The organism is Niveibacterium sp. (genome assembly GCF_041909475.1).
Taxonomy (GTDB): domain Bacteria; phylum Pseudomonadota; class Gammaproteobacteria; order Burkholderiales; family Rhodocyclaceae; genus Niveibacterium.
Genome location: NZ_JAYRDJ010000001.1, coordinates 13593 through 40211, shown reverse-complemented (window position 1 = coordinate 40211; position 26619 = coordinate 13593). Strand labels below are relative to the sequence as shown.

Annotated in this window: 20 protein-coding genes; 9 read left to right on the top strand and 11 right to left on the bottom strand. The window is 64.9% G+C overall.

Annotated features, from left to right (window positions below; all coding sequences use genetic code 11):
• The 4 genes from malF to ACE3P0_RS00140 all read right to left on the bottom strand — a co-directional run bounded on the left by malF (nucleotide 1) and on the right by ACE3P0_RS00140 (nucleotide 6406).
• The gene (malF, locus tag ACE3P0_RS00155) at nucleotides 1–1512 is read right to left on the bottom strand and encodes a maltose ABC transporter permease MalF (protein ID WP_374398650.1); all 1512 of its coding nucleotides are present in this window, start codon (nucleotides 1510–1512) and stop codon (nucleotides 1–3) included.
• A gap of 44 nt (nucleotides 1513–1556) precedes the next feature.
• The gene (malE, locus tag ACE3P0_RS00150) at nucleotides 1557–2765 is read right to left on the bottom strand and encodes a maltose/maltodextrin ABC transporter substrate-binding protein MalE (RefSeq protein WP_374398648.1); all 1209 of its coding nucleotides are present in this window, start codon (nucleotides 2763–2765) and stop codon (nucleotides 1557–1559) included.
• Between the two features lie 101 nt (nucleotides 2766–2866).
• Nucleotides 2867–3991, bottom strand: a complete 1125-nt coding sequence (locus ACE3P0_RS00145; protein WP_374398646.1) for an ABC transporter ATP-binding protein — start codon at nucleotides 3989–3991, stop codon at nucleotides 2867–2869.
• A 33-nt stretch (nucleotides 3992–4024) separates the two neighbouring features.
• The gene (locus ACE3P0_RS00140) at nucleotides 4025–6406 is read right to left on the bottom strand and encodes a beta-galactosidase (protein WP_374398644.1); all 2382 of its coding nucleotides are present in this window, start codon (nucleotides 6404–6406) and stop codon (nucleotides 4025–4027) included.
• Nucleotides 6407–6716: 310 nt separating this feature from the next.
• On the opposite strand from ACE3P0_RS00140, the gene ACE3P0_RS00135 reads away from it, so the two are divergent.
• The 3 genes from ACE3P0_RS00135 to ACE3P0_RS00125 are packed head-to-tail and all read left to right on the top strand — an operon-like array spanning nucleotide 6717 to nucleotide 10815.
• Complete coding sequence (locus ACE3P0_RS00135; protein WP_374398642.1) at nucleotides 6717–8714, top strand: beta-galactosidase; 1998 nt, start codon at nucleotides 6717–6719, stop codon at nucleotides 8712–8714.
• 37 nt (nucleotides 8715–8751) lie between these two features.
• Nucleotides 8752–9750, top strand: coding sequence for an aldo/keto reductase (locus ACE3P0_RS00130; RefSeq protein ID WP_374398640.1), 999 nt, complete (start codon nucleotides 8752–8754; stop codon nucleotides 9748–9750).
• A 36-nt stretch (nucleotides 9751–9786) separates the two neighbouring features.
• Entirely contained in the window at nucleotides 9787–10815 is a 1029-nt protein-coding gene (locus ACE3P0_RS00125) for a LacI family DNA-binding transcriptional regulator (RefSeq protein WP_374398638.1), read from the top strand.
• A gap of 25 nt (nucleotides 10816–10840) precedes the next feature.
• Here the strand turns inward: ACE3P0_RS00125 and ACE3P0_RS00120 are convergent, their stop codons facing one another.
• Together ACE3P0_RS00120 and ACE3P0_RS00115 are read right to left on the bottom strand one after the other, a co-directional pair.
• Nucleotides 10841–11896, bottom strand: a complete 1056-nt coding sequence (locus tag ACE3P0_RS00120; protein ID WP_374398636.1) for an arabinogalactan endo-beta-1,4-galactanase — start codon at nucleotides 11894–11896, stop codon at nucleotides 10841–10843.
• Nucleotides 11897–12032: 136 nt separating this feature from the next.
• On the bottom strand, nucleotides 12033–13019 hold the full coding sequence (locus ACE3P0_RS00115; protein WP_374398634.1) for an arabinogalactan endo-beta-1,4-galactanase: 987 nt from the start codon (nucleotides 13017–13019) through the stop codon (nucleotides 12033–12035).
• A 402-nt stretch (nucleotides 13020–13421) separates the two neighbouring features.
• Here ACE3P0_RS00115 and gcvA point away from each other — a divergent pair, with 402 nt between their 5' ends.
• A complete protein-coding gene (gene gcvA / locus ACE3P0_RS00110; RefSeq protein ID WP_374398632.1) occupies nucleotides 13422–14327 on the top strand; it encodes a transcriptional regulator GcvA in 906 nt (301 codons plus the stop codon).
• A 116-nt stretch (nucleotides 14328–14443) separates the two neighbouring features.
• On the opposite strand, the gene ACE3P0_RS00105 is transcribed toward gcvA, so the two are convergent.
• Nucleotides 14444–14896 (bottom strand): MarR family winged helix-turn-helix transcriptional regulator, encoded by a 453-nt coding sequence (locus tag ACE3P0_RS00105; RefSeq protein WP_374398630.1) that lies wholly within the window; start codon nucleotides 14894–14896, stop codon nucleotides 14444–14446.
• A 269-nt stretch (nucleotides 14897–15165) separates the two neighbouring features.
• Between ACE3P0_RS00105 and ACE3P0_RS00100 the strand changes: the two genes are divergently transcribed.
• The 3 genes from ACE3P0_RS00100 (at nucleotide 15166) to ACE3P0_RS00090 (ending at nucleotide 19727) form a co-directional block, all read left to right on the top strand.
• The gene (locus tag ACE3P0_RS00100) at nucleotides 15166–15615 is read left to right on the top strand and encodes a hemerythrin domain-containing protein (RefSeq protein ID WP_374398628.1); all 450 of its coding nucleotides are present in this window, start codon (nucleotides 15166–15168) and stop codon (nucleotides 15613–15615) included.
• Entirely contained in the window at nucleotides 15605–17014 is a 1410-nt protein-coding gene (gene ccoG / locus ACE3P0_RS00095; protein WP_374398626.1) for a cytochrome c oxidase accessory protein CcoG, read from the top strand. The genes ACE3P0_RS00100 and ccoG overlap by 11 nt, the downstream gene beginning before the upstream one ends.
• A 292-nt stretch (nucleotides 17015–17306) precedes the next feature.
• Nucleotides 17307–19727, top strand: a complete 2421-nt coding sequence (locus ACE3P0_RS00090) for a substrate-binding domain-containing protein (RefSeq protein ID WP_374398624.1) — start codon at nucleotides 17307–17309, stop codon at nucleotides 19725–19727.
• A 59-nt stretch (nucleotides 19728–19786) separates the two neighbouring features.
• Here the strand turns inward: ACE3P0_RS00090 and ACE3P0_RS00085 are convergent, their stop codons facing one another.
• The 4 genes from ACE3P0_RS00085 to ACE3P0_RS00070 all read right to left on the bottom strand — a co-directional run bounded on the left by ACE3P0_RS00085 (nucleotide 19787) and on the right by ACE3P0_RS00070 (nucleotide 24083).
• Nucleotides 19787–22042 carry a diguanylate cyclase domain-containing protein gene (locus ACE3P0_RS00085; protein ID WP_374398622.1) on the bottom strand — a complete coding sequence of 752 codons (2256 nt, stop codon included), beginning with the start codon at nucleotides 22040–22042 and terminating at the stop codon, nucleotides 19787–19789.
• Between the two features lie 263 nt (nucleotides 22043–22305).
• On the bottom strand, nucleotides 22306–22926 hold the full coding sequence (locus ACE3P0_RS00080) for a hypothetical protein (RefSeq protein ID WP_374398620.1): 621 nt from the start codon (nucleotides 22924–22926) through the stop codon (nucleotides 22306–22308).
• A gap of 137 nt (nucleotides 22927–23063) precedes the next feature.
• Nucleotides 23064–23624, bottom strand: coding sequence for a hypothetical protein (locus tag ACE3P0_RS00075; protein WP_374398618.1), 561 nt, complete (start codon nucleotides 23622–23624; stop codon nucleotides 23064–23066).
• A 36-nt stretch (nucleotides 23625–23660) separates the two neighbouring features.
• Nucleotides 23661–24083, bottom strand: coding sequence for a bacteriohemerythrin (locus ACE3P0_RS00070; protein ID WP_374399348.1), 423 nt, complete (start codon nucleotides 24081–24083; stop codon nucleotides 23661–23663).
• Nucleotides 24084–24358: 275 nt separating this feature from the next.
• On the opposite strand from ACE3P0_RS00070, the gene ACE3P0_RS00065 reads away from it, so the two are divergent.
• Nucleotides 24359–24820, top strand: coding sequence for an anti-virulence regulator CigR family protein (locus ACE3P0_RS00065; protein WP_374398617.1), 462 nt, complete (start codon nucleotides 24359–24361; stop codon nucleotides 24818–24820).
• Nucleotides 24821–25486: 666 nt separating this feature from the next.
• Entirely contained in the window at nucleotides 25487–26608 is a 1122-nt protein-coding gene (locus ACE3P0_RS00060) for a saccharopine dehydrogenase C-terminal domain-containing protein (RefSeq protein ID WP_374399346.1), read from the top strand.
• Nucleotides 26609–26619: the final 11 nt, after the last annotated feature.

Genomic DNA, 26619 nt, shown 5'->3' with positions numbered 1-26619 from the left:
TCAGGCGTTGGCGTGGTTGACCTTGAACAGGCGCAGGTTCACCACCGCCAGCGTGGCGACGATGAGGAACACGATCGACGAGATCGCGCAGGCCAGCGCGTAGTTCTGCCCCGAGTCCTGGAACGCGATGCGGTAGGTGTAGGACGCCAGCAAGTCGGTCGCCCCCACCGGCACCTGGGTGTCGAGGTAGTCCGGCGCACCACCGGTCAGCAGCGCGATCAGCGTGAGGTTGTTGAAGTTGAACGCGAACGATGCGATCAGCAGCGGCGCGATCGGGCGAGCGATCAGCGGCAGCGTGATGCGGAAGAAGTTGGTCAGCGGGCCGGCACCGGCCAGTGCTGAGGCTTCATACAGCTCGGATGGGATCGCCTTGATCAGCCCCATGCACAGAATCATCATGTACGGGTAGCCGAGCCAGGTGTTCACGATCAGCACCATGCTGCGCGCCAGCGTAGCGTCCGAGAACCAGCTCGGGCGCACGCCGAAGAACATTTCGAGCACCATGTTGATCTCGCCGAGGTTCTCGTTGAACAGCCCGCGGAACACCGGAATCGAGATGAAGGCCGGCACCGCATACGGCAGGAACAGCATCAGCCGGTAGAAGTTGCGGTAGCACAGCGCATCCCAGTTCAGCGCGTTGGCGAGCAGGATGCCGATCGCGAAAGTCAAAACGGTGTTGATCGCGGCAAAGCTGATCGTCCAGCCGAACACGCGGCCGAAGGGTTCGAAGAAGCGCGGATCCTTGAAGATCTGCACATAGTTTTCCCAGCCGACGTAGACCCGGAAGCCCGGTTCGACCGGATCACCATTGGCGCGCAGCCAGTAGCCGCGGGCGAAGTCGGCCGTCAGGCGCGAGCCATCCGCCGCATCGGTCAGCGAGCCATCCTTGTTGCGCGAAAACGCCGGGTGCATCGCCGAGAAGCGGCGCAGGCTGCTCATGCGCATTTCGGTACCGTCGGGCATTACCGCGACGAGATCCTTGATCTGCGCCTGCAAGGCGATCACATCCTTCAGCGTTGCCGGCTCGCCCTGCGGCTCGTCGGCAATCGCTGCAACCGTCACGCGCTGCGCGCCGCCGAGCTTCACCGGCTCGGATGCGAAATGCTGCTCGGCGTCGTCGGTAAACACGAAGCGGTAAGCACCGCCCTGCTGCGGCAGCATGCGAAAGCTCACGCCTTCGCCACTGCTGACGGTGCGGCCGAGCAGCACATCGGTTGCCCGGTCAAACGACAGCAGGTGTGCCGAGCTGTAGTTGGTGAAACCAATGGTGAGCGTGTAGGCCATCGGGAGGACGATGAAGAGCAGCGCAGCGAAGATGCCCGGCACCACATAGCGCCACGCGTAGAAGCGCGGCGACAGGTAGATCCAGACCGAACCGCCGATCAGCCCGAGCGCGGCAAGCGCCAGCGCGGGCTGGCGCGCCATGTAGAACACCACCACCAGCGCAAAGCCAGCCACCAGCGCAACCACGCCGAGTGCCGCCAAGGCCATGTGCAGATACGAGCGCTTCATTCCCTCACCGCTTTCATCATCACTTCCCGATTAACCTGTTTGCTTCACTCGCCGCGGATGCGCTTGCCTGCGCGGGCGAGGCCGTCCTTCACCGATTCACGCCCCTGGGTGATGTTCTGCAGCGCGGCCTGCATGGCCGTCCAGAAGCGCGTCATCTCGGGGTTGTTCGGCATCGGCGAGCCCGCCTGGGCGGCCGCCATGGTGCCGGCGATCAGCGGATCGCTCTTGAGCTCGTTGTAGAACGCCTTGTTCGCCGGCACACCCAGCGGCACATGCGCATGCATCGCCTTGAGGCCCTCTTGCGACAGCAGGTAGTTCTCGAGGAACTCGTTGGCCGATTCCTTGTTCGGGCTGGCGGTGCTGACCATCGCGCCGAGCACGCCGACGAAGGCGCCGCCCTGCTTGCCATCAACCTTCGGGAACGGGGCAACGCCGAAGTTGATCTTGCTCTTCTTCAGGTTGTTCCATGCCCACGGGCCGTTGATCGTCATGGCGACGCGGCCTTCGTTCATTGCCGCTTCGGCTTCGGCGTAGCTCGCCGTCTTCGGCATCACGCCGGCCTTGATCAGCGACATGATGGTTTCCATGCCTCGGATCGCACCGGGGCTGTCCATGCCGGTGTTCTTGGCGTCGTAGGTGCCGTCGTCGTTACGCTTGAAGGCATAGCCGCCGCCTGCCGAGAAGAGACCGTAGGAGTAGTAGATCTCGGTCATCGGCCACATGATGGCGCGCTTGCCCTTCGGGGCGAGCGTCTTGTCCAGCGCGATCACTTCGTCCCAGGTCTTCGGTGCGGTCGGCACGAGATCCTTGTTGTACAGCAGCGCCACGGCTTCGATCGAGATCGGGTAACCCCAGGTCTTACCGCCGATGTTCCACGCCTTCCACGCGAGCGGATCGATCGATTCGACGGTCTTCTTCGACGGCGTCACCGGCGTGATCAGGCCGGCCGAGATCCAGCTACCTGCGCGGTCGTGCGGCCACATCCAGATGTCCGGGCCCTTGCCGGCGGCGGCGGCCTGCTCGAACTTGGCGATCGCGTCTTCCGGATGCTCCACCTTCACCGCAATGCCGGTGTCCTTGGTGAACTTCTGCGCGATCTTGGTGATGCCTTCGTAGCCCTTGTCACCGTTGATCCAGATGAGCAGGCTGCCCTTCTCTGCCGCCATGGCCGGGAAGGCGGCACTGCCCAGCGCGCCGATCACGCCGGCTGCAATGAGACCCAGCGCCCGACGACGGGGAGTGAATACTGTCATTACGTGTCTCCTGATTCTTCTAACACCCGAACTCACGCCGCGCGCCCACTGGCGCACGACCCACCTTGGGCAGCCCGCAACCGGGGCCGCCCCCCAAATTGCTAGTAACCCAGGCGCTCGCAGGCGCGGCCATCGGCATCGAACAAATGGCAGGCCTGCGCCGGCACTTGCAGCCGCACCGCATCGTCGATGCGCACCGCGTGCGTGCCGTCGATGCGCGCGAGCAGATCTTCGCCCTCGCCCGCATCGAGGTAGGCGAAGGTCTGGTCGCCCAGATGTTCGACCCAGCGCACACCGCACCCAATCGTATCGGCGTCGTTGCCGGCCTGCAGCGCCACATGCTCCGGCCGCACGCCCAGCGTTGCGCGATCGCCCACCGCCAGTGCCCCCGGCTTGACAGCCGCGTTGAGCACTTCGCCGCGGCGGGTGCGCACCTGCACGCCCTGCGGCGCGATGGCGCTGATCTCGACATCGATGAAATTCATCTTTGGCGAGCCGATGAAGCCCGCCACGAAACGATTCGCCGGCGCGTTGTAGAGCTGCATCGGCGAACCGACCTGCGCCACGCTGCCGTAACGCGCCACGTCGTCGCCGGTGTGCAGCAGCACGATCTTGTCGGCCAGCGTGAGCGCTTCCACCTGATCGTGCGTCACGTAGATCGTGCTGGCCTTGCCGTATTCGCGGTGCATGCGGGCGATCTCGACGCGCATCTGCGTGCGCAGCGCGGCATCGAGGTTCGACAAGGGTTCGTCGAACAGGAACACACCGGGGTCGCGCACCAGGGCGCGGCCAATCGCCACCCGCTGCCGCTGCCCGCCCGACAAAGCACGCGGTCGGCGCGCCAGCAGGCGCTCGATCTGCAGCATCTCGGCGATCTTCGCGACGCGGCTCTTGATCGTTTCCTTGTCGTGGCCCGCGAGGCCCATGCCGAAGGCGATATTGGCGGCCACATCCATGTGCGGATACAGCGCGTAGTTCTGGAACACCATCGCGACGTTGCGTTCCGACGGCGCGAGATCGTTCACCCGCTGCTCGCCGATCAGCATGTCGCCGGCGGTGATGTCTTCCAGCCCGGCGACCATGCGCAGCAAGGTGGACTTGCCACAGCCGCTGGGCCCGACGAACACGCAGAACTCGCCATTGGCGATTTCGAGCGACACGTCCCGCACCACCGGCGCATTGCCGTCGTAGGACTTGCTGACGTTTTTAAGCGTTACCCCTGCCACACCGTGCTCCGATTCTGTGAGTCGTCTGTTCGGTCAGATCGCCGATGCGAGAAGCGCTTCGCGCCATGCGGTGAGCGTGACTGTTGCCAGGCAGCCGCGATGCGCGGCCTGGTTCAGCCGCTCGCGTGCCGCGGCCTCAAGGAAGATCGGCAACTCCGGTCGCGCCGCCACGATGCGCAGTTCCAGCGTCGGCCACTGGCCGTTGCGGATGAAGCGATCGAGGCCGACATACCAGGGCTCGCCGTCGAAGAAGTTGTCGTCCACCAGCACGCCGTCGGCATACAGGCGCGCGGCATCGCCGACGTACTGGATCTCGGCCAGCAAGCGGCCCTTGATCGCGGCCCACTCGGCGGGCGGATTCAGGCGCACCGTGGTGGCCTGTGCGAACTCGGCATCGTCCGGCGCCAGCGGCACCGGGCCGGCACGCCACGAGATATGCGGGCCGAGGCGCACGGCCGGCGGCGTCGGTTCGTCGTGCAGCACATCAAACGCGATGGCGGCGGCGTACGGTGCGGTATTCGCTTCGGCCACCGTGACCCGGACCAGACCGCCCGCAAGCGCCTCTCCGACCAGATCGTCGCCCGGGAAGAAGCTGATCGCTGCGGCTTGCGCGGCGGGCGAAGCCACCACAATGTCGGCACCGCGCTGATACGTTGCATGCGCGCTGAACGCCAGGCGCTCGCGGCCACGGTACTGCACGCGGGCCGCCTGCTCGGCGAGCGGGCGATCGAGCAGCAATACGTCGTGCTGCACACCGGCGGCGTCGACCAGCTTCAGCCGGGTGGCGGACGCGCCGGCGGCCGGGCGGACGATCAACTCGTCACCCACCGTTTCAACGGCGGCACCACCGGCATCAACGACGCTCACCGTGGCAGCGTCGAACGCCAGGCTCGGTGCGATCGCCGGATGCACGAACGCCACCCAGGTCGTGCGGCCATCCTCGACCCAGCGCGTCAGCGGCTGCACCGTGGCGTTTCGCAGCACTGCGGCACCGATGCGCGCACCCAGCGGCCAGATCATGTAGGCGCCACTCGGCACATCGACGCGCGGGAAGCGCTGCGCGCCAGCCGCCGTCTTCACCGAAATCTGCACCGCCGGAAAATCCGGCAAGGGGTGGTGGCGTACATGGTTGTTGATGAACACGAAGCCCTGCTCACCGGCCCCACGAGCCGCCACGCGCAACGGCTCGCGCGCCGCGGCATCGAGGCTCGCGCCATCGGCCATCACCGCTTCCATCGGCGCCAGTTCTTCGCCGAAGGCTTGCAGGAACAGATGCAGGCAGCGCAGGCGACCGTAGGATTCGCGCGTTTGGCCGTACTGGCCGAGCGGCGCGCGGAAGTCGTAGCCCAGCACCGAAACGTCGTTGGGGTAGCCGGTGTCCTGCGTTTCGTTGTAGCGGCGCGGGCCGAGCGGGTTGGTGCCGCCGTGATACATGTAGTAGCCGTACAGCGAGGCGCCGGAGCCGATCTGCACCAGCGTCGTCGCAGCGAGATCGTCTGCCATCAGCGTCGGGCGACGGTGGTAGGAAACATGCATGCCACCGCCAGCCTCGGCGAGGAAGAAGGGGTAGTGCGTCTTGTCGACGCGGCCCTCGGCCGGCGTGCCACCGACGTTGCCCATCTCGCCGATCGCGCGCTCGGTGTTGAACACGAATACGCCGGACGGCGGCAGCGGTTCGCTGCTGCCCTGCCAGAAGCCATCGGGGTAAGCACCTGACACCGGCACCACGTCGTGCGGCGGAATATCCAGCGTCGGCCAGCCGGTGACGGTGTAGAGCGGCACACGCAGACCAGCTTCGATCGCGATGCGCTTGAGTTCGGCAATGTGCTCGGCACCGCAGCCGGGGCCGATGCGGTCGTATTCGTTTTCGAGCTGAACGCCGATCACCGGGCCGCCATCCGCCCACATCAGATCGTCCACCTGCTCACCGATCTGCCGATAGAAGCGGGTCACTTCGGCGAGATAGGCCGGCGCGTTGCAGCGCAGCTCGCCAATGCCGATCAGCCAGTCCGGAAAACCGCCGTAACGCGATTCCGCATGCACCCAGGGGCCCGGGCGCAGATACACATAAAGCCCGGCCGCCGCCGCAAGTTGCACGAAGCGGCGCAGATCGCGCGAACCCGCCCAGTCGAACTGGCCGCGCTCGGCTTCGTGATGGTTCCAGAACACATAGCTGGCAACGATGCTGACACCGCCGGCGCGCATCTTGCGCAGTTCGGCCTCCCACTCGTCGGCCGGGTAGCGCGAGTAGTGGAACTCGCCCATCACCGGCAGCCACGGCTTGCCGTCGAGCTCGACGTAGCGGCTGTTCACCGTCAGGCGGCGCGCAGCAGGCTGGTAGTGCCCGAGGTTCAGGAAGTCGCGCTCCACGGGAGCGAGGTCGGCAGGAAGGCTGAGCGAGATCGAAGAAGTCACGTTTTTGATTAAGCGTTTAAGTTTCGGCGCAGTCTCGCGATTCGATGACGCACAAACAATAAGGGTATACCCCTACGTACAAGCAATTCAAGTCAAACATCTATATGCACAACACGCCCGCAAGCCTTGAATCATCTGGATCTTCAAACACAAACACCTTCGGCGTGGAGGCAGGTTCGCTGCCATCCTGGGCTTTGATCCAACGCAAATCCCACCCCAGGCTCGCATCTGGATGGTGACAAGATTCAGCTGACGCGTATGATTCGCAGCGCATTAATCGCTTAACCTCACTGATAGGATTCGTCGGATCATGGAGCCCCTACCCGCCCGGACGATGCAGCTCGGCGTCTGCTACTACCCCGAACAATGGCCGCAGACGATGTGGGCCAACGACGCGCGCCGCATGCACGCAATGGGTATCCGCATTGTCCGGATTGCCGAGTTCGCGTGGAGCAAGCTCGAACCGAAGCCGGGCGAGTACGACTGGGCCTGGCTCGATCAGGCAATCGAAACACTCGCGGGTGCAGGGCTGCAGATCGTACTCGGCACGCCAACCGCAGCGCCGCCTCGCTGGCTGCTCGACCAACACCCGGACATGCTGGCGCTGGACGCCCACGGCCACCCCAGGGGCTTCGGCTCGCGCCGCCACTACTGCTTTTCGAACGAAGCCTTCCACGCCGCGAGCCGCAGCATTATCGAGGCGATGGCGCGCCGCTACGGCCAACACCCGGCCGTGATCGCGTGGCAGACCGACAACGAATACGGCTGCCACGATACGGTGCTCTCCTACTCCGCGGCGGCGGTGCAGGGCTTCCGGCGTTGGCTGGCCGAGCGCTACGGCAGCATCGCCGCGCTCAACGAAGCCTGGGGCAATGTGTTCTGGAGCATGGAATACAGCAGCTTCGAGCAGATCGGCGCGCCGGTGGCCTTGCCGACCTTCGCCAATCCGATCCATGCGCTGGACTACCGGCGTTTCGCCTCGGACGAAGTGATCCGCTACAACCGCATGCAGGTCGAGACGTTGCGCGAGCACGCGCCCGGCCGCGATGTGCTGCATAACTTCATGGGCTTCTTCGCCGAGTTCGAGCACCACCAGATGGGGCACGACCTCGATGTCGCGAGCTGGGACAACTATCCGCTCGGCTTCACCGACATGGCCCACTTCGTGTCGGACGAAGACCGCCTGCGCTGGATGCGCACCGGCCACCCCGATGTATCCGCCTTCAATCACGATCTCTACCGCGGCGTCTGCAAGGGCCGCTGGTGGGTGATGGAACAGCAGGCCGGCCCGGTCAACTGGGCCAACGCCAACCCCGCGCCACTGCCCGGCATGGTGCGCACCTGGACCTGGGAGGCCTTCGCGCACGGTGCCGAAGTGGTGTCGTACTTCCGCTGGCGCCAGGTGCCCTATGCGCAGGAGCAGATGCACTCCGGCCTTCACACACCGGACGACCAGGTCGACATCGGCGGCACCGAGGCGGCGCAGGTCGCGCGCGAACTCGCCCGCCTGCAGCCCGGCCCGGCCGGCCGCGCCCGCGTGGCACTGGTGTTCGACTACAGCGCCAAGTGGATGCACGACATCCAGCCGCACGGCGCCAGCATCGATTACTACAGCGAGGCCTTCAGCTGGTACAGCGCCTTGCGCCGGCTGGGCCTCGACATCGACATCGTCCCGGCCAGCGCTGACAGCTTTTCTGGCTACGCGCTGATCGCGGTGCCTGCGCTCAGCGTGATCGACGAGGCCCTCACCGATCGTCTGCGCGCCAGTGGCGCCCAACTGGTGTTCGGCCCGCGCTGCGGCGCGAAGACACCCTTATTCGCGGTGCCGGAAGGCCTGCCGCCCGGTGCGCTGCGGACGCTGCTGCCGATGCGCGTGACGCGGGTCGAAAGCCTGCGGCCCGGCGTCAATATTCCGGTGCTCGCAGCCGGCCGAGAACTCGGCAGTGCCGGTGTGTGGCGCGACTTCGTCGAACCGCTCGACGCCACCGAGGTGTTGGCGCGCTTCGGCGATGGCCAGCCGGCGATCCTGCGCCATGGCAACGCGCGTTACTTCGCCGGCAGCTTCGCCTCTGCGCTGCTGCTGGATCAACTTGAAGGCTGCGCACGCGAAGCCGGCGTGATGGTGCGCCGGGTGGACGATGGCCTGCGCCTGCGCCGCCGCGGCAAGCTGCAATTCGCGATCAACCACGGCCCGCACAGCGCCCGCGTGCCGGCACCGGCCGGCGCGCGCTTCGTGCTCGGCGCGGAAATTCTGCCGGCCGCCAGCGTTGCGGCATGGGAAGTCGGGCCCCAGGACGAGCCCGCCTGATGGATACTCGCCCCCTTGACCGGAACCGGAGTCAGCCATGAGTCACTACGCGCCAGCGGAGAGTCGCTACGCCACCCTGCCCTATCGCCGCTGCGGCCGCAGCGGCCTGAAGCTGCCCACCGTATCGCTCGGCCTGTGGCACAACTTCGGCGGCGTGGACCGTTTCGAGAATGCGCGGGCGCTGGTGCGCTGCGCCTTCGACCACGGCATCACGCACTTCGACCTGGCCAACAACTACGGCCCACCGCCCGGCTCCGCCGAGGAGACTTTCGGCGCCCTTCTCGCCAGCGATCTGAAGCCTTATCGCGATGAGCTCGTGATTTCGACCAAGGCCGGTTACACGATGTGGCCCGGCCCCTACGGTGACTGGGGCTCGCGCAAGTATCTGGTGGCGAGCCTGGATCAGAGCCTCAAGCGCATGGGCCTGGACTACGTCGACATCTTCTACCACCACCGACCCGACCCCGAGACGCCGCTGGAGGAAACGATGGCCGCGCTGGCGCACATCGTGAACAGCGGCAAGGCACTGTACGTCGGCCTGTCGAACTACCCGGCGGAGCTCACACGCCGCGCGGCAGCGATGCTGCGCGAGCTGGGCACACCCTGCCTGATCCACCAGCCGCGCTACAGCATGCTGGATCGCTGGGTGGAAGGCGGCTTGCTCGATGCGCTGGCGGACGAGGGCATCGGCGGCATCGCCTTCTCGCCGCTGGCGCAAGGCGTGCTGAGCGATCGCTACCTGAGCGGCGAAATTCCGGCCGACTCGCGCGCCGCGCGCGGCGCCTTCCTGAAGCCGGAGCAGATCACGCCGCAACGGCTCGCGCTGGTGCGTGCACTGAACGACATCGCGGCGGCACGCGGCCAGAGACTCGCGCAGATGGCGCTGAGCTGGGTGCTGCGCCAGCCGGCGATCAGCTCGGTGCTGATCGGCGCCAGCCGCAGCGAACAGATTCTCGATGCGGTGGCCGCGGCCAATGCCGCACCGCTGTCGCCGGAAGAAATCAACGCAATCGAAGCCGTTTTGCGCACGCCCTGAACGGTCGACCCAACGTCACGCTGCTAAGATCCATCCATGTCCACCCTCGTCGAAGTCGGGCGCCTGGCAGGCGTTACCCCCGCCACCGTATCCAACGTGCTGCGTGGCCGCGGCCGCGTCAGCGATGCAACCCGCGAGCGCGTGCTCGCTGCCGTGCAGCAACTGGGCTACCGCCCGAATCTGAATGCGCGCGCGCTGGTCGAGGGGCGGCCGCACACGATTGCGCTGATCGTCTCCAGCATCGCAAACCCGTTCTACCCCGAGTTCGCACTTGCGGTGGAAAAGGCTGTACGCAAGCGCGATTACTTCCTGCTCGTCTGCAACACCAACAACGACCCGGCGCAGGAAGCGGCCTACCTCGACGCGGTCGGCGGTTCGCTGGCGCAAGGCGTGCTGGTGATGAACGCCGATTTCGTGCGGGTTGAAGAGCTGCTCGCGCTGCGTCGCCGCGGCGTGCCGGTGGTGCTGTGCATGTGGGAGAAGCCGGACGAAGCGCCGGAACTGCCCTACATCGGCGTCGACTTCCACCAGGCCGGCGTGATCGCGGCCGAACACCTGCTGAAGTTGGGCCACACACGCATCGGCGCGGTCGTCGGCAGTGAGCCGACCGGCAACCATATCTGGCGTTACCGCGGTTTCTGCGATGCGCTGGCGCGAGCCGGCGTGCCGCATCCGCCAGAAGAAGTGCGCTTCGGCGGCGACACCATCGATGCGGGCCGCAATGCCGCGCACGGCTTGCTCGCTGCGGTGCCGGATCTATCCGCGATCTTCGTATCGAACGACCTGCCGGCAATCGGCGTGCTGCAGGCGGCAGCGGATCTCGGCCTTGAAGTGCCGTCGGACCTATCGGTCATCGGCATCACCGACATCCAGCTCGCGCATCAGGTGCGGCCGGCGCTGACCACCGTCGCCGTGCCGTCCGAAGAAGCGGCGGAACTCGCGGTGCAGCTGATGATGGAAGTGATCGAGGACGGCAACAACACCGTGCCCCGCCACGCGATGACCTCGGTGCCGCAACTGGTCGTGCGGGACTCCACCGCGCGGGTACGCCGGTCGCGCAACTGAGCACGACCCGCGCGCCCGTGGCGGATCACTCGCGATAGGCGTCCAGCGCCTCGGTGAGTCGGCCGTTGCTGTCCAGCGCGCCCATCGTGTAGCCCTGCCACCCCGGCCAGGCGAGCGGCTCCCAGTAGAAAACACCGCGGCCGTATTCGCCCTGCTGGGCGATGCGCGCAATCAGGTCGCTGATCATCGCGTGCGCGGCCGCCGCCTTCTGCCAGTCCATACCGACTTCGGTGACGATCACCGGCTTGCCGTAGCGGCTCACCATGTCCGCCATCGTCGCGCCGATCAGCTGGTTGTAGCGCAGCCAGTCGTTCGCAGGCGGATAGTGCGAGAGCCCGATCACATCCCACTGCCCGCCGGCCGCCTTCAAGGCGTCGAAGAGCCAGCGGAACAGCGCGTCATCGTTGCCGTTCTGCAGATGCACGACGACCTGGGCTTCCGGATACACCGCCTTCACGGCCGCGTAGCCGCTGTTGATGAGCCCGGCAAGCTGGTCGAAGTGCTGGTAGCTGCCTTCCGGCCACAGCATGCCGCCACCGATCTCGTTGCCGACCTGCACCCACTCCACGCTCACGCCAGCTTGCTTCAGCGCCGCCAGCACATCGCGCGTGTGCGCGGCAACGTCATTCTTCAACGCTGCGTAGTCGTGCGTCGCCCAAGCGGCCGGTTTCGTCTGATGCCCCGGGTCGGCCCAGGTATCGCTGTAGTGGAAGTCGATCATGATGCGCTGCCCCGCGGCCTGCGCGCGACGCGCCTTGGCCACGACATCCGCGACGCCGTTCCAGCCATCGGCCGGATCAACCCATACGCGCAGGCGGATCGCGTTCACCCCATGCGCACCAAGCAGCGCAAAGGCATCGGTCTCGGTGCCGTTGGCGCTCTGGAAACGGTAGCCCGCGGCCTCTTCCGCACTCAGCCAACCGACGTCGGCACCACGCGCAAACGCGGCAATCGGCTTCGCAGGCGAACTGCCGCCGCCCGACGTGCCGCTATCCGTCGCGCCCCCGCCACCACCACAGCCGGCCAGCGCCAGCACCAACGCGAGGCAAAGCCCGCGACCGCATCGTTGCGGATTCATCATTGCAAGTGATCCTGTTGAAAAGCGCCCGGTTTGCGGCGGGCACCACTGCGGCAAAGCGGGCGTGCGCGGCGCCCTTCGCTCCGCGCAATGGGGCAGCCGGGCCGCGCCGACCACCCCACCCGATCAAATCAGGCGATCAGTACGGGTCCAGCGCCTGCGTGAATTGCCCGGAACCGTTCAGCGCGCCGTAGGTGTAGCCCTGCCAGCCCGGATACGCTTCGGGCTCCCAGTAGAAGACGCCAAGCCCGTTTGAACCGAGCGCGCTGACGCGACTGATGAGATCGCTCATCATGCTCTTCGCAGTCGCCGCCTGCGTCCAGTCCATCCCGACCTCGCTGATCACGACCGGTTTGCCGTAGCGCGACACCATGTCCGCCATGTTGGTAGTGAGCTGCGTGTTGTAGCTCGACCAGCTCGCCACCGGCGGGTAGTGCGACATGCCAATCACATCCCACTTGGCACCGGCGGCCTTCACACCGTCGAAGAACCAGCGGAACACCGTGTTGTTGTAGCCGTTGGCAAGGTGGAGTACGACCAGTGCGCTCGGGTAGGCCGCCTTCACCGCGGCGTAGCCCTGATTGATCAGGCCGGCAAGCTGCGTGAAGTTCGAGGTGCTGCCCTCCGGCAACAACATGCCGCTGTTGATCTCGTTCCCCACCTGCACCCATTCGACCGTGATGCCGTTGGTCTTGAGGTAGGTGAGGATGCCGTAGGTGTGGTTGTAGACATCCGTCTTGAGCTGACTGTAGGTATGGCTGGACCACGCCGACGGTTTGGTCTGCTGCCCCGGGTCGGCCCACGAATCGCTGTAGTGGAAGTCGATCATGATGCGCATGCCCTGGGCGGCCGCGCGCTTGGCCTTGTACAGCACGTCCGCTCCGTTATTCCAGCCGTCACCCGGGTTCACCCACACCCGCAGCCGGATCGCATTCGTCCCGAGGTTCTTCAGCAGCACGAAAGGATCGGTCGCCACACCAGCGCTGTTGTAGAAGACGTAGCCCGCCGCTTCCTCCTGGTTGACCCAGCTGACATCCGCCCCCTTCGCAAACGTCGCGGCCGCCGCCACGCCGGGCAGCAGCAGGCACGCCGTCAGACACGCCAACACGTGGTTGATGAAATTCATTTCTTGTTTGTCTCCTCGCAAGGGCGCTGGCGCGCCCGATTTGCAGTGCAGCCGGATGTACCCACCGCTTATCGATGTGCTGCGATGCGCAATCTCTGCACAGTTCTCGCCGTGGCACTCCGAACTCTCGGCCGCCGCTCGTTTTCCGCGGCGCATCACGACACTTGCCTCGCCACGCCCGGCCACCGCCGCGGCGAATACCTCCATCTCCACGATTTGATTAAAGCTTAAATCCCATTAATTCCGCGCATCACCGACACCCGAATCCGCCCGAGAAAGTCTTGTGTTGTCACACATTATTTGACAATAGCGGCGCGGGTATACACGCAGACAATCCTTGACTGCCACACGGAATTTGGCAAACTACATAAACTTAATGAAACGATTAATCACGTTCAACGCATGCACGCCCGAAAACGACTACCCCCGCTCAACGGACTGCGCGTGTTCGAGGTCGCTGCACGCCACATGAGCTTCACGCGCGCCGCCGACGAGCTCTGCGTCACGAACGCGGCGGTAAGCCATCAGGTCAAACAGCTTGAGGAGTTCCTCGGCCTCAAGCTGTTCGATCGCCACAACAACCAGTTGCTGTTGACGGGGGCTGGCGAGAACTACCTGCCGCGTATCCGCGACGCTTTCCGCTCGGTGCAGCAAGCCACCGAGCTGCTGCTCTCTGACACCGCCCGGCCTCTCCGGATCGGCGTGCCCGCCGCACTCGGCAGCAAGTGGCTGGTGCCGCGGCTGTTCCGTTTCCTCAATGCCAACCCGGAACTGCGCGTCGAGGTCATCACCGAACCCGAACTGCAATCACTCGATTCGCTCGACCTGCTGATCGCCGAACGGCAATCAGCTGAACGGGGCACCGTAACCGAGCGCTTCGCCACCACCGGTTTCCTGCCGGTGTGCAGCCCCGCGGTCGCCGCGCAACTCGACGGCCTGCCCAGCCTGCTCGAACACAACCTGCTGCACGATCGCAGCGCCCAGCGGCTCGCGCATCTGCCGACGTGGCGGCAATGGCTGGAGGAAGTCGGCCTCTCCGAAAGCCAGGCCCGCCGCAGCATGGGGCTCAGCGACACACAGCTCGCGCTGCAAGCCGCCATCGACGGACAAGGCATCGCGCTCGGGCAACAGCTGCTGGTTGAATACGACCTCGCCGCCGGCCGCCTGGTCAGCCCGTTCCGCACCGACGTATCGCTGCGACTCTCGTACTACCTGATGTATCGCGAAGGGCAACTGGAACAGGAAAGCACCGCCGCGCTCCGCCAATGGCTCATCGAAGAAGCGCGCCCGATCGCGTTCGACGCGTGACGTCGCGTTTCGCGTCGGCACCGACGAAAACCGCAGCCACACCCACTTGAAACGACGCCGCCATCAGAGGTCCATGAAAGCGAAATCTGGGGGCGGCATCCAACGACGCACTGAACTCATGCGTCGTCGTTGAAGGCAGTAATCCGCGCGACCCGGAACGTGCTTTGCAGAGACCGTAGTTCCGCCTCATGCATGGCCGCCAGGTGTTCGAGGTGGCGGGAGCCGGTGGCGGTGAGGTGGATTTCGACCTTCCGCCGGTCGGTATCACTGCGCCGACGTTCGACAAGCCCCTGCTCTTCGCATCGTGTCAGCAACGCCACCGCGCCGTGATGTTGCATCTGCAAGCGCTCGGCGAGCTCGCCCACGGTCGCCCACTCGCGCCCCGGAAAACCACGGATGTGCAACAGCAGCAGGTACTGCAGCGGCGTGAGCCCAGCATCACGCGCCGCGGTTTCGCTGAAGTGCAGGAAGCGCCGGAGCTGGTAGCGAAACTCGGAGAGCGCCTCGTACTGGTGCTTGCCAAGCAGCACAACCGGTGTCGTCGATTCTGGCGTCGTTGGTTCAGTCATCTCAAACCATCACGTTGTGATATAAATCGACATGTTGATCATTGTGGCACGACCGCGTCTTGATCCATGACAGCCGCCACCCTTGCCCTCCGAGCGCAGACAAACGTGCTGGATCGGCGCTCTGCTCGAGCACGAGGCGCCGTCAGGCTTTCGATGGCAGCTCACGCACGGCCCGGGCAACGAGTATCGGTCTCGCCCGTGCGGGCACGACTTGGCGGCACATGTGATCTCAAGACAGAAGCACGTTTAGGAAGAAGGTAAGCCCGAGCATGAAACGAACTGCGCATCTGCGCCCCTTGTCACGAGAACATCACGCCGCACTGCGTCTTGCATCCCATCTTGGCCAGGCGAACTCGCCGGAAGCACTGGAGGCCGCCGTCGCCGACGCCCTCGCGCTCAGACCAGAATTGCTGGCGCACTTCAGGTTTGAGGAGACGGTGCTGATTCCTGAGCTTGAACGCTTCGGCGAAGGGACGCTGGTTGCGCAGCTGCGCGCCGACCACGAAGTGCTGATCGACTTTCTCGCCAGCGCGCCCCGCATGAGGCGCCACGCTGCCAGCTTCGCGCAACTGCTGAACGAGCATGTGCGGTTCGAGGAGCGCGTGTTGTTCCCGGCGCTCGAAGGGCATTGGGATCGGAACGGCCACCCGCCCGCGTGGCCACAGCACGCAGCAGGTAACGACCAGGACGCCGACATGGGGGCCGACGATGGCCGCTAAGCCTGGACAGAAGCGCGTCATCCCGATCAACTCGCTTTACGTTGCCGAACCCAAGATCTACCCCAAGTCGATCAGCGGCCGCTTCCAGCGCTGGCGCTGGCTCTTCGTGTGGCTGACGCAAGCCGTGTTCTACGGGTTCTGCTGGTTGCCGTGGAACGGACGGCAAGCCGTGCTGTTCGATCTCGACACGCGCAGGTTCGACATCTTCGGCCTGAGCCTGCGCCCTCAGGACACGATCTACCTCGCGATCCTGCTGATTCTCTCGGCGCTCGCCCTGTTTCTGTTCACTGCAGTCGCGGGCCGGCTCTGGTGCGGCTACACCTGCCCACAGACGGTCTATACCGAGATCTTTCTGTGGATCGAAGCGCGCATTGAGGGCGACAGAAGCCAGCGTATGAAGCTGGACGCGGCCCCTTGGTCATTCGACAAGCTGCGCCGAAAAACCGCCAAGCACTTCACCTGGATCGCGTTCTCGCTATGGACCGGGCTGACCTTTGTTGGCTACTTCACACCGATCCGCCCGCTTACCGAAGCCATTGCCAATGCAAGCGTCAGCGCCTGGGAGGCATTCTGGATCCTGTTCTACGCGGCCGCCACCTATGGCAATGCGGGCTTCTTCCGCGAACAGATGTGCAAGTACGTCTGCCCCTACGCGCGCTTTCAGTTCGTGATGTTCGATGCCGACACGCTGATCATCACCTATGACGAAGCGCGCGGCGAACCGCGCGGGCGTATCAACAAGACCCAGTCGGGCGCTGAAGCACCGCGCGGCGACTGCATCGACTGCGGCATCTGCGTGCAGGTCTGCCCAACCGGCATCGACATTCGCGACGGCTTGCAAGCGGAGTGCATCGCGTGCGCTGCCTGCATCGATGCCTGCGACCAGGTGATGGACAAGATCGAGCGCCCGCGCGGCCTGATTCGCTACGCCACCGAGAACGCAGTGGTGCGCAAGCTCGGCCGGCAGGACATCGTGCGCAGGGCGTTGCGGCCGCGCACCGCGATCTACGCCGCGATCTTCACCGCCCTGATGCTCGGCACCAGCTGGAGCCTCGCGCACCGCGCCGATGTGCAGCTTGCAGTGCAGCGCGATCGCGGTGGCCTTTACCGCGAGACCGAAGACGGCATCGAGAACAGCTACCAGATCACCATTGCGAACACGGCGGAGACCACACGCACGCTGACCCTCAGCGTAGAGGGCTTGAACGCAGCGCGCATCATCGGTCGCACCCGCTTCGTGCTGCCACCCGCGGGCACCGCAGTGGAATCAATTGCCGTTCGGATCAATGGCGATCGGATCGGCTCACTGCACGGCGCCCAGCCGATCCGCTTCCGCTTGCAGACGCTTGACGGCACAACGGAGTCGATCGAACAGAAAGCGAGCCTCTGGCTCCCCTGAGCCTCGCAATGCCCGCCGTCGCGCCACGCGGCGGCGGAATCGGGTGCCGACCCGCAGGCATTCGTTGGCGCGCCCGACAAAAGCCGCAATCAAGGTCATGGAATGTGGCCCCCTGCCCCGCCTAGTATCCAGCGCAACGGAACACGGCAGGCGTTGCGAGCCATCGCAACGCCGCCAACACGGCGGGACACCCCAGCCAAGACACAGATCCGCGGCAGGGATACAGGGTAAAGCCAGCAGCTCGCGCAGCGCTCGATCCACCTTCCGCGCTGATCGCAACCCAGGGCAGCACATGGCTGGACGCCGGCGCATCGGATTTCTCGTTAATCATCTCGGCTGGGAAGGGCACTACACCAACCGGCTGTGGCGCGCAGCCGTCGACATCTGTCGCCGCAAGGGCTTTGACTTACTGGTGTTCACCGGCCCGCAGGACGTCAGCGACTACCTGTCGTTCAGTGTGCAGTCGGCGGTATTTCGGCTGATCGATGCGCAGCGACTGGATGGCCTGATCCTGAACGCAGGGCTTTGTCAGTTCGACGGCCGAGAAGCGTCGTCCCAGTTTCTGCTCGACTTCGGCGGCTTGCCCGCCGTTTCGATTGCCGCGTCGATCAACGATCTGCCCGCGGTGCTGGCCGACAACGCCGCCGGCATGCAGGCTCTGGTGGAACACCTGATCCACGCGCACGGCCATCGTCGCCAGGCCTTCGTGTGCGGCCCCGCCAGCGCGCAGGATGGCCTTGTCCGCCACGCGACATGGCAACAGACACTGCGCGCGCACGGTATCGAGCCGGACGCGGATCTCGTCCTGCAAGGCGACTTCGTCAAGGTGCCCGACGCACACCGCCTCGTGGACGCATGGCGCAGCGGCAAGCGCTTCGATGCGGTGGTCGCGGCCAGCGATCTGATGGCCCGTCACATCATTGCGGTGCTGCGTGACGCGGGCATCCGCGTGCCGCAGGACGTCGCCGTGGTTGGCTTCGACGACGACCCGCACAATCGCTATGCAGATCCGCCACTCACATCGGTATCGCAACCGATCTACGCGCAGGTCGAAGCCGCGATCGAGTTGCTGGCCCAGATCTGGTTGGGGGAGCCACCTACTCCCGTGAGCCTGCCGCCCTGCGCACTGCAGTTACGCGCCTCGTGTGGCTGCCCGCGTGACAGATGGACCATCGACACAGCCTTGCGCAACCATGTCGTTGCCGCCGCGGAAGATGCCGACGCATTCGCCGATGCGATCGACGTTCTGCCCGGCGCGGGCGACGACTTGGCCGATCGGGCATTCGATCTGTGGTCCGCAATCGAACGCCTTGTCGTTGAACGTCACCCGAACATCGCCAAGCTACCGGCTAACGCGCTGCGTGCTGCGCACAACCGGCTCTTTCTCCGGGTGGCGGCGCGCCGCGCCGCGCCCGATGGTGCTGCGAGCGCTCAGCCGCATTCGAATTGGGACGCTGCGCTCGATGCGCTGCGCGTAGCGAGCTTCGCCTCGCTGCCGGATCTGATGGCACTACATCTGCCGCGACTTGGCATCGGCAAATACTGTCTGTCGGTCATGCCCACGCTGGCCGGCTCGCAGCAAGTTGGCGACGCCGCACCGTTCAGCACTGCCGATAGCGCCCCAGACCATGAGCCAGGCCCGACGTGCCACACACGCTTCACCGTTGTCGCAAGTTGCCCGCCGCTTGACGAGGCGCCCGATTCACGGCGCTTCAACGCATCACTGATCGCGCCCGACGCGTGGATCGAACAGCTCGGCGAATCCACACTGCTGGTGCTGCCGGTTGCATCGCGCTCCACCTGGCACGGGCTGCTGGTCGTTGAACTGCATCCGGGCAGCGAAGCAATGTTGATGCAGTTGCAGGCGGCGTTGGCACTGGTGTGCGATCGGGAGTACGAAGTCGCCCGCGCGATCCGCAAGAACCTGAGCGAATGGAACCGCAGCTTCGTGATGGCGGAAAAGACGCGAACCATCGGCACGCTTGTGCGCGGCGTTGCGCACGAGATCAACACCCCGCTTGGCGTCAGTATCACGGTCGCGTCGGTCATCCGCTCCGAGCTAGAGGGGCTCGATGCGAAGTACCAGAGCAATCGCCTCTCGCGCACGAACGTCATCGACTACTTCACTGCCTGCCGCAGCGGTCTTGATCAGCTCGAACGCAATCTGAGCCGAGTGGCTCGCCTGGTAGAGACCTTCAAGAAGGTGTCCATCACGCAGTTCGGCGATCAACTGGTTAACTGCGACCTGGTCGACGAGCTCGCTGCAGTGCTGACGAGTTTTCACGCGGAACTCAGCGCGCGGTTCATCCATACCGCGATCGACGCAACCCGCCCGATGTGGATTCGGGCGCACTTGCCCGCGATTCAGGAAATCCTCACCGACCTGATCCAGAACGCGCTGGGTCACGCCTTCCCGCCGGGGATGCAAATCGAACCAAGGATCGTCGTGTCCGCCGCGCTGATCGATTCGGGCGCCACGGCGCGCATCCGCGTAGCGGACAACGGCTGTGGCATCGCAGCGGACGTGCGTGGGCGAATCTTCGACCCATTCTTCACGACACGGCGGCTGTCCGGCAATGTCGGTCTGGGTCTCGCGATCGTCAGTAATCTGGTGACCGATGGGCTCGGCGGCGTGGTCGAATGCAGCGCGAATCCGGGCGGTGGCAGCGTATTCGAGGTCCGCTTCCCGGCCCAGCCCTGCCTCTGTAGCTGAAGCGCGGCGCCGCGGGTTGAGGATGCTCATCAGCATCGGGACGCCGCCCGATGCGAACCTCAGCTCGGTCGCAGCCCCTTGCGACGTGCCTTCTCTTCGTAGAGGAAGGCATCGGCCTGGCTGATCACCGCTTCCAGCGAGGCTGCCGAGCCCGCCGCGAGCTCGCAGTAGCCGATGCTGCATCCGAGCGGATAGCCCTTCCCGCTGCGGGTGTTGAATTGGTCGAACATCTGATAGATGCGGGTGCGGATCCGTTGTGCCGCCGCGAGCGTGCATTCGACGCCGAGGATCACGAACTCATCCCCGCCCATGCGGCTGACCACATCGCCGCTGCGGAAAGCCTGGGCGAGGATCTGCGCGGCCATGCGGATCGCGAAGTCGCCTTCCTTGTGTCCGAAGCTGTCGTTGATGTACTTGAGTCGGTCGAGGTCCGCAAAGATCACGACAAGCGGCTGCCCTTCGTTGGCCAGCATGGCCGCTTCGGCGCGCCGGAAGAATCCGCGGCGGTTATAGAGCCCCGTCAATTCGTCGCGCTCTGCAAGGTCAGCGAGCCGCCTGTTCTTCTGCGACACGTCCGCGAGGTCGTTGCGCAGCATGTCGCGCGCCCGCGCCAGCTCGGCCGCGACCAGTGCGCCACAGAGCGTGGAGGTAATTTCCTCTATCACCACTTCAAGGCGTGAGGTCGGCGGTTCGCTGGTCACGTCCAGCACCAGGTAGCCAAAGTGGTGATTGAGTTGGGCGACCGGAAAGAGGCACATCACTTCAAAGCCACCGCTGCGGAACAGCGCCTCGGGCACCAGATGGATTGCAGGGAAGGATGGCAAATCGTCGGCACGCTGACGAACGCCATCGACCAGCGAGAAGATCAAATGCGCGCTACCCGGCGCCGCGCTGTGGGCGATACCGTCGAACGATACCGGCGCATCGTAGAGCCCGATGTAGCAACTGCGTTGCCCGAGGCGAGCAATCGCGCTCTCGATCAAGTGGAGCGTCTCGTCGATCGCGTAACTCGACACACGGGTTCGCAGCTGCCCGGTGAACTGGGTGTCGACGAACTTCGACGTGAATGCAATCCGCATCTGGTCGAGCGCGTAAGCGTTCGAAACCAGGATCTGGCCGTTCTGCAGCCGCTCAACATGGCGCTGCAAGTCCTCACGCGAGCGCTCGCCATCTTCAAACAGGCGCCGACACATCAGAAACAGCAAGGCCTGCAGCGTGCTCAGATCACCCTGTTCAGCGAGGCAGGCCTCCGCCACCTCGCTCACGCAGGCGTCGAACGCCCGTTCGTCCCCATTGAACAGCGCATCGTTCAGGCGGATCAAGTGACGACAATACGCGTCCCGATACTCGACGGGCACCGCAGCACCGTCGAGCATCTGCTCAATCGCGGCGCCCTCCCTCGCAGCCCCCAACGCAGAGGCCGCAGCGCGGTCGCTTCGGCATCCACAGGTCTGCCGCAGCACCAAACGCGTCGGCACGACGTGGTGATCCTGCACCACCTCGCCACGTAGCTTCGCGAGCAGCACGTCGAGCGCGAGCTCGGCCTGTTCCCACAACGGCTGCCTGACCGTACTCAAGGGCGGCCCGGTGCGGTGAAGCGACAGCAGGTCATCGAAGCCGACGACCGCAAAGTCATCTGGAATATGCCAGCCGCGCTCCGCCGCAACCGACATCGCCGCGAGTGCCATCTCATCATTGGCGGCCACGAGCGCATCAAAGGGAATGCGCCGATCGAGCAGCGTTTCCATCGCAATACGGCCGTGGTAATGATCGAACTCACCCACCACGATGATCTGCTCGTCGATCGGCAAACCGGCCGCGGCCATGCAGGCCTGGAAGACCTCGAAACGCGCAATCGAATCCGGATTGCTCTCGCGCCCCTTCATGAACGCGATGCGCTTGCAGCCGTGATCGACGATCAGGTGTTCGATCAGCGCGCGGAAGCCCGTCGTGTTGTCCGGTGTAATCGTCGGCGCCCACGGCAACTTCAGCCCCAGGCTGACTGTCGGCACATGCGCCAGTCGGGCCAGCGCCGCCACCGTCGCAGCGTGGTCACCGGCCGACATGAAGGACGACGTCACCGAGATCAGCCCATCGAGATGCGGCGTCGCCGCGAAGTTCAGCAACTGGTTGTACTGACGCTCGAAGGCCGACTCCGCATCGATGATGCGCAGCGGAAAGAACATCAGCCGCAGCCCGAGCGACTGCGCCCTGGCGCGGAATCCGTCGATGAGCGGATGGTTGAAGTAACCATCGATCTCATTAATCAGGACGCCGATGCGCGGCCTGCGCTCCCCATTATCGTCCGTACTCAATTACGACCACCTCCCGAGCCCTCCGTTGCCGAGTGACGATCTCGCGCCTGCCATCGGTGCAGCGAAACCAGCGCCGACAATACGCAGCCCGATCGATCGTTGGACTAACGGCCGTCGCGCTGACAACTTAAGCCGAGTGGCCGCCGGGTGTGGCCACGCAACCAGCGACAAACGGCTCGCTGCGGCGTCATACGCCCACCGCCGCCATGCATCGGGCTTGCCCGCGGATACGCTGCGCGACAACACGGACGATGGACAAGGCCTCAGGCTGAGCGCGGCGCCACATGCCGGACTTCGCTTGCCCGCCGGCTGTGGGCCAACCATTGCCGCAGGCCAGCTTGGGCCGGCACGACGCAGTACGCCAGCGTGCCGGTAGCGCCCACCGGGAGCCAGTCGGGCGTATCGAACTGCGCCTGCTGCTCCACGACCCACAGCACGCCGTCGCTGTGCCATGCGTCGTCATGCCGCAGCGCAAGCGCGGCAACACCAGCAGACTGCTGCTGCGACGCGATCTGCAGCGTCCGTGGTGGCATCGACGCACCGTCAGTCCAGCAGGCGTCAGGGCTGATTGCCTTGAGCAGCAGGTAGAAAACGCCAGCCCCATCGGACGCGGCACTTGATGCTGCCGGCGGCGCAGCAGGGGCCGCGGCATTTGGCACCCACGCCCCTGGTTGCAGTTGGTTGATATGGCGCTCCAGCGCAGCGCGATTCGTGATCGCGTAGTCGGACTTGCGCCCGACCATGACGAGCCTCAGGCCACCGTTGCTGCGGGAAAACTCGACGAGGGCGCTGCGCTCGGAGGCGGAGAATTCGGCGGTCGGAACGCGTCCCGCCGACGACAGGAGTCGTACCAGCGCGCGAATCAGAGGGTCATCATGTGTCATGGCAATCGAATGCAGATGGGAAGTACATGGCGTGGTGAAGGGCGCTCGGCGTGGCCGCGAGCAAAACAGCTTCGCGCACACCATTCGGCACGCCAAACAGCGCCGCGCGATGGATCCGGCCCCCGCTCAAAAAGCCATCAGCGCGTCGCCAAGTCGCTCGGGTACAGCGCTGGCGCAAGGTTGGCCGTTGCGAAGCCCAGATGATGCATGAACTCGCGCAGGATCAGCAGCATGCCGGCGAAGTGCCTCGCCGTGGGCATGCCACTCGATCCGGCGTGCCCGCTTGCCGAGATCGTCGCCAGCTCTTGGAAGAGGTTCTCGATAGCCTCGCGCGTGACCGAGCTCGCTGACTCAAGGCCACCAATCAGTTGTGCCAGTGGCCGCACCGGCTCGCCTGCGACGACAAGCGCCGCTGGGCTCGGCAAAGTTTTCGCCAAGGGCATCAGCTCGTCTTCGATCACGGCAATGGCGTTTTCGAGCTCGAACGGCGTCGGAGGATCATGGCGAAAAGGCGGACTGGCGATCGCGCCGGCACCGAAAGGCAGTATGCGAACACCGGGCGAAGCGCCCGCGTCACTTGACACAAGCACGCTCTCTGTTTCGCCAATGCACAACAGCACGAGCGCCGCATCAGCCGCGCCAAGGCTGCGCGCCTGCTGATACGCGCGGATCATGTTCGCGTCGGTTTGCATCGTCATCCCCGCCACCTCCATGTCGTTCGTGGAACGGGCATGCTATCCGCAGTCGAGCGCCACCGCAGGTTCACGCATCGGATCGCAGATTCGGCGGTCGGATTTCAGAATGTGGGCAAGCAACCAGTCCGACAGAAACGCGAGTACGGCCTCCGGGGTAGCTCGGCCGGCCATGATCGCGACGCTGAGATCCGCAACGGACTCGATGAATCCAGCATGCTCTTCAACGTGGCGATCGAGTTCCGGATAACCGATCGACCGCATGTAGGCCTCTTCCGTCGCGAAATGGGTTCGCGAATACTCGAACATCTCGGAAAGGATGTCGTGAAAACGTTCCGAGTGAATCGCCTCCGGCGCGCGACAGCAATCGGCAAGGTCGTTGCGAAGTGTAAAGAGCGTTCGGTGCTGGTCGTCAATGACCCGCACCCCGATACTGAACGCGTCGTCCCAGTCTATGTGCTTCATTCGTTCCAACGGCGAGGCCCCTGTTCGCCCGCCCCCATGATGAGTGCTAACGGGAGGTTGGGTGATTGCTGCAGCTCACCACATGATGCAAAGCAAGTCCGCGCAGAAAGCACTGACCGGCGTCGCGATCCACGCGCAGCGATGTAACACTTGCCACTCGGCATGTCACGGCGCCGACGGCAGGCCCAGAATCGGTTCCGCTTCGGCACGGGCGGTCGCTCATCGCCCACACCGAGCGCGTCTTTCACAGGCATCCATGAGGCAGGGAGGTTTTGATGCAACGTCACTCACATAGCTGCACGAGCAAGTTACTGGTGGCCCTGATGAGCCTGACTCTTGGGATCGGGCCCGCATTGGCAAACCCGCCGCCGGGCAAGGGCAACAAACACGGCAACCAGGGGCACGGTAACCAGAGCGAATCTCAGGAATCCTCGGATGTCAGCGTATCGGTGAGCCTGAGCACCGCGGGCATCACGGTCAGTGCCGCGCGCGGCATCGCAGTCGATGTCGGCTACCAGCAGGGCAGCTACAAACCCCTGCCCCCCGGCATCCGCAAAAACCTCGCACGTGGCAAACCGCTGCCGCCGGGAATCGCCAAACAGTCAGCACCGGCACCCATGATCGCCCGTCTGCCGAAGCATCCCGGCTATGAGTGGCAGGTCTGCGGGACGGATCTGGTGCTGGTGGCAATCGGCACTGCGATCGTCGCCGATGTGCTGATGGACGTATTCCGTTGACCCATCGCTGATCACGCTGCGGCACCCTGTCAGAACGCCGCAGTGTCCCTCGAGGCCGCTGGGCTGCACGACAGCGCAGAGCAGGCGCCTGATCGACGCCGCGGGCCAGTCGGCGCTTTTCGCGCGAACGTCATAAGTCACACCAGGCCCGCCAGAGCGTCCCGTTTTCGACAACACCCGCCGCACACCGGCAAGCCGCAATCGCCCCCGCAGTCTTTAATTCCGACACCGGAAGACACCGCATCACGGCTTCCGGTGAGCGGACGCGCGTTCGGGCAATCCCTGTGCGCACGCCCAACATGTGGGGGGACACGATCCCCCCGCTTCGTCTCTCCTCGGGGCGAAGCCACTTCGCTTCTGGGGGGAATGCGAGTGGACTGCGGCTGTGTGACATCGCGCATGTTGGTTGTACGTACGAGTACCGGCTTGCCCGGTTGCGCGTCCGCCCTTCTTTTTTCTTCCGGCAGGCTCCCTGCCCGCCAAGCTCCAGCACCTTTCCATCCATGTCTTCCTGCGGCCGGCATACGCCCGTTCGTTTGGCGGCCCACTGCATCTGTAGCACCCAGCGGTAACAAGAAATCGGCCCACGGCACAAGCGTGCGCGCCGAACACTGACGACTGCCCGCAGGCAGCGCACCTCCAACCCACAACGGAGAGAGACACTTGATGTATCCGATTCTGATCCTCGGCGCCGGCAAGATCGGCGCATCCATCGCAAAGCTGCTGCACATGAGCGGCGACTACCAGGTTACCGTCGCAGACCGCGACCCGGCCACGCTCGAGCGGCTCGCGAAGCAACTTCATGTTGCAACCCAGTTGATCGACCTGTCGGCGCCGGAGCAGTTGCGCCAGGCACTGGTCGGCCAGCGTGCGGTGTTCTCGGCCTGCTCGTTCGACGTGAACCCGGCGATCGCGGAAGCCGCGCTGGATGCGGGGGTGTCCTATTTCGATCTGACGGAAGACGTTGAGACCACGCGCCGCGTGCGCCAGTACTCGGCCGACGCACGCGAAGGCCAGATCTTCATGCCGCAATGCGGGCTGGCGCCGGGCTTCATCGGCATCATCGCGCACGCCATGAGCCGCCGTTTCGACCGGCTCGACAGCATCAAGATGCGCGTCGGCGCGCTGCCGCAGTACCCGCACAACCACATGAAGTACAACCTGACCTGGTCCACCGACGGGGTCATCAACGAGTACTGCAACCCCTGCGAGGTGATCCACAAGGGCCGCCGCATGGAAGTGCTCGCGCTTGAAGGCCTCGAACGCTTCTCGCTCGACGGCCTGGAATACGAAGCCTTCAACACCTCTGGCGGGCTGGGTACGCTGTGTGAAACCCTGGAAGGCCGCATCAACGATCTGAACTACAAGACCGTGCGCTACCCCGGCCACCAGTACCTGATGGATTTCCTCATCAACGGCCTGAAGATGGGCCACAGCCTCGAGCGCCGCCACGAGCTGCGCGAGATCATGGAATCGGCCCTGCCGATCACCAAGCAGGACGTGGTGCTGGTGTACTGCGCGGTGTCCGGCTGGAAGGATGGCCACTACTGGCAGGAAACCGACGCACGGAAGATCTACCATCAGAATCTGTTCGGCGAAGCCTGGAGTTCGATCCAGCTCACCACCGCAGCCGGCGCTTGCGCCGCGGTGGACCTGCACCGCGAAGGCCGCCTGCCGAACAAGGGCTTCGTGCGGCAGGAGCAGGTCGACCTCGAACACTTCCTGGCCAACCGTTTCGGCCGCTACTACTCCACCGAATCGCATCACGCCGAACGCGTGACGCTGTGAGGACTACGCTG

What these genes read in the sequence shown, in the direction of transcription:
- ACE3P0_RS00090 (WP_374398624.1), top strand. Translation starts at nt 17,307, where the DNA reads ATGGCTGGACGCCGGCGCATCGGATTTCTCGTTAATCATCTCGGCTGG.
- ACE3P0_RS00065 (WP_374398617.1), top strand. Translation starts at nt 24,359, where the DNA reads ATGCAACGTCACTCACATAGCTGCACGAGCAAGTTACTGGTGGCCCTG.
- ACE3P0_RS00060 (WP_374399346.1), top strand. Translation starts at nt 25,487, where the DNA reads ATGTATCCGATTCTGATCCTCGGCGCCGGCAAGATCGGCGCATCCATC.
- ACE3P0_RS00120 (WP_374398636.1), bottom strand. Translation starts at nt 11,896, where the DNA reads ATGATGAATCCGCAACGATGCGGTCGCGGGCTTTGCCTCGCGTTGGTG.
- ACE3P0_RS00130 (WP_374398640.1), top strand. Translation starts at nt 8,752, where the DNA reads ATGAGTCACTACGCGCCAGCGGAGAGTCGCTACGCCACCCTGCCCTAT.
- malF (WP_374398650.1), bottom strand. Translation starts at nt 1,512, where the DNA reads ATGAAGCGCTCGTATCTGCACATGGCCTTGGCGGCACTCGGCGTGGTT.
- ACE3P0_RS00115 (WP_374398634.1), bottom strand. Translation starts at nt 13,019, where the DNA reads ATGAATTTCATCAACCACGTGTTGGCGTGTCTGACGGCGTGCCTGCTG.
- ACE3P0_RS00135 (WP_374398642.1), top strand. Translation starts at nt 6,717, where the DNA reads ATGGAGCCCCTACCCGCCCGGACGATGCAGCTCGGCGTCTGCTACTAC.
- gcvA (WP_374398632.1), top strand. Translation starts at nt 13,422, where the DNA reads ATGCACGCCCGAAAACGACTACCCCCGCTCAACGGACTGCGCGTGTTC.
- ACE3P0_RS00070 (WP_374399348.1), bottom strand. Translation starts at nt 24,083, where the DNA reads ATGAAGCACATAGACTGGGACGACGCGTTCAGTATCGGGGTGCGGGTC.
- ACE3P0_RS00125 (WP_374398638.1), top strand. Translation starts at nt 9,787, where the DNA reads ATGTCCACCCTCGTCGAAGTCGGGCGCCTGGCAGGCGTTACCCCCGCC.
- ACE3P0_RS00100 (WP_374398628.1), top strand. Translation starts at nt 15,166, where the DNA reads ATGAAACGAACTGCGCATCTGCGCCCCTTGTCACGAGAACATCACGCC.
- ACE3P0_RS00075 (WP_374398618.1), bottom strand. Translation starts at nt 23,624, where the DNA reads ATGACGATGCAAACCGACGCGAACATGATCCGCGCGTATCAGCAGGCG.
- ACE3P0_RS00080 (WP_374398620.1), bottom strand. Translation starts at nt 22,926, where the DNA reads ATGACACATGATGACCCTCTGATTCGCGCGCTGGTACGACTCCTGTCG.
- malE (WP_374398648.1), bottom strand. Translation starts at nt 2,765, where the DNA reads ATGACAGTATTCACTCCCCGTCGTCGGGCGCTGGGTCTCATTGCAGCC.
- ccoG (WP_374398626.1), top strand. Translation starts at nt 15,605, where the DNA reads ATGGCCGCTAAGCCTGGACAGAAGCGCGTCATCCCGATCAACTCGCTT.
- ACE3P0_RS00105 (WP_374398630.1), bottom strand. Translation starts at nt 14,896, where the DNA reads ATGACTGAACCAACGACGCCAGAATCGACGACACCGGTTGTGCTGCTT.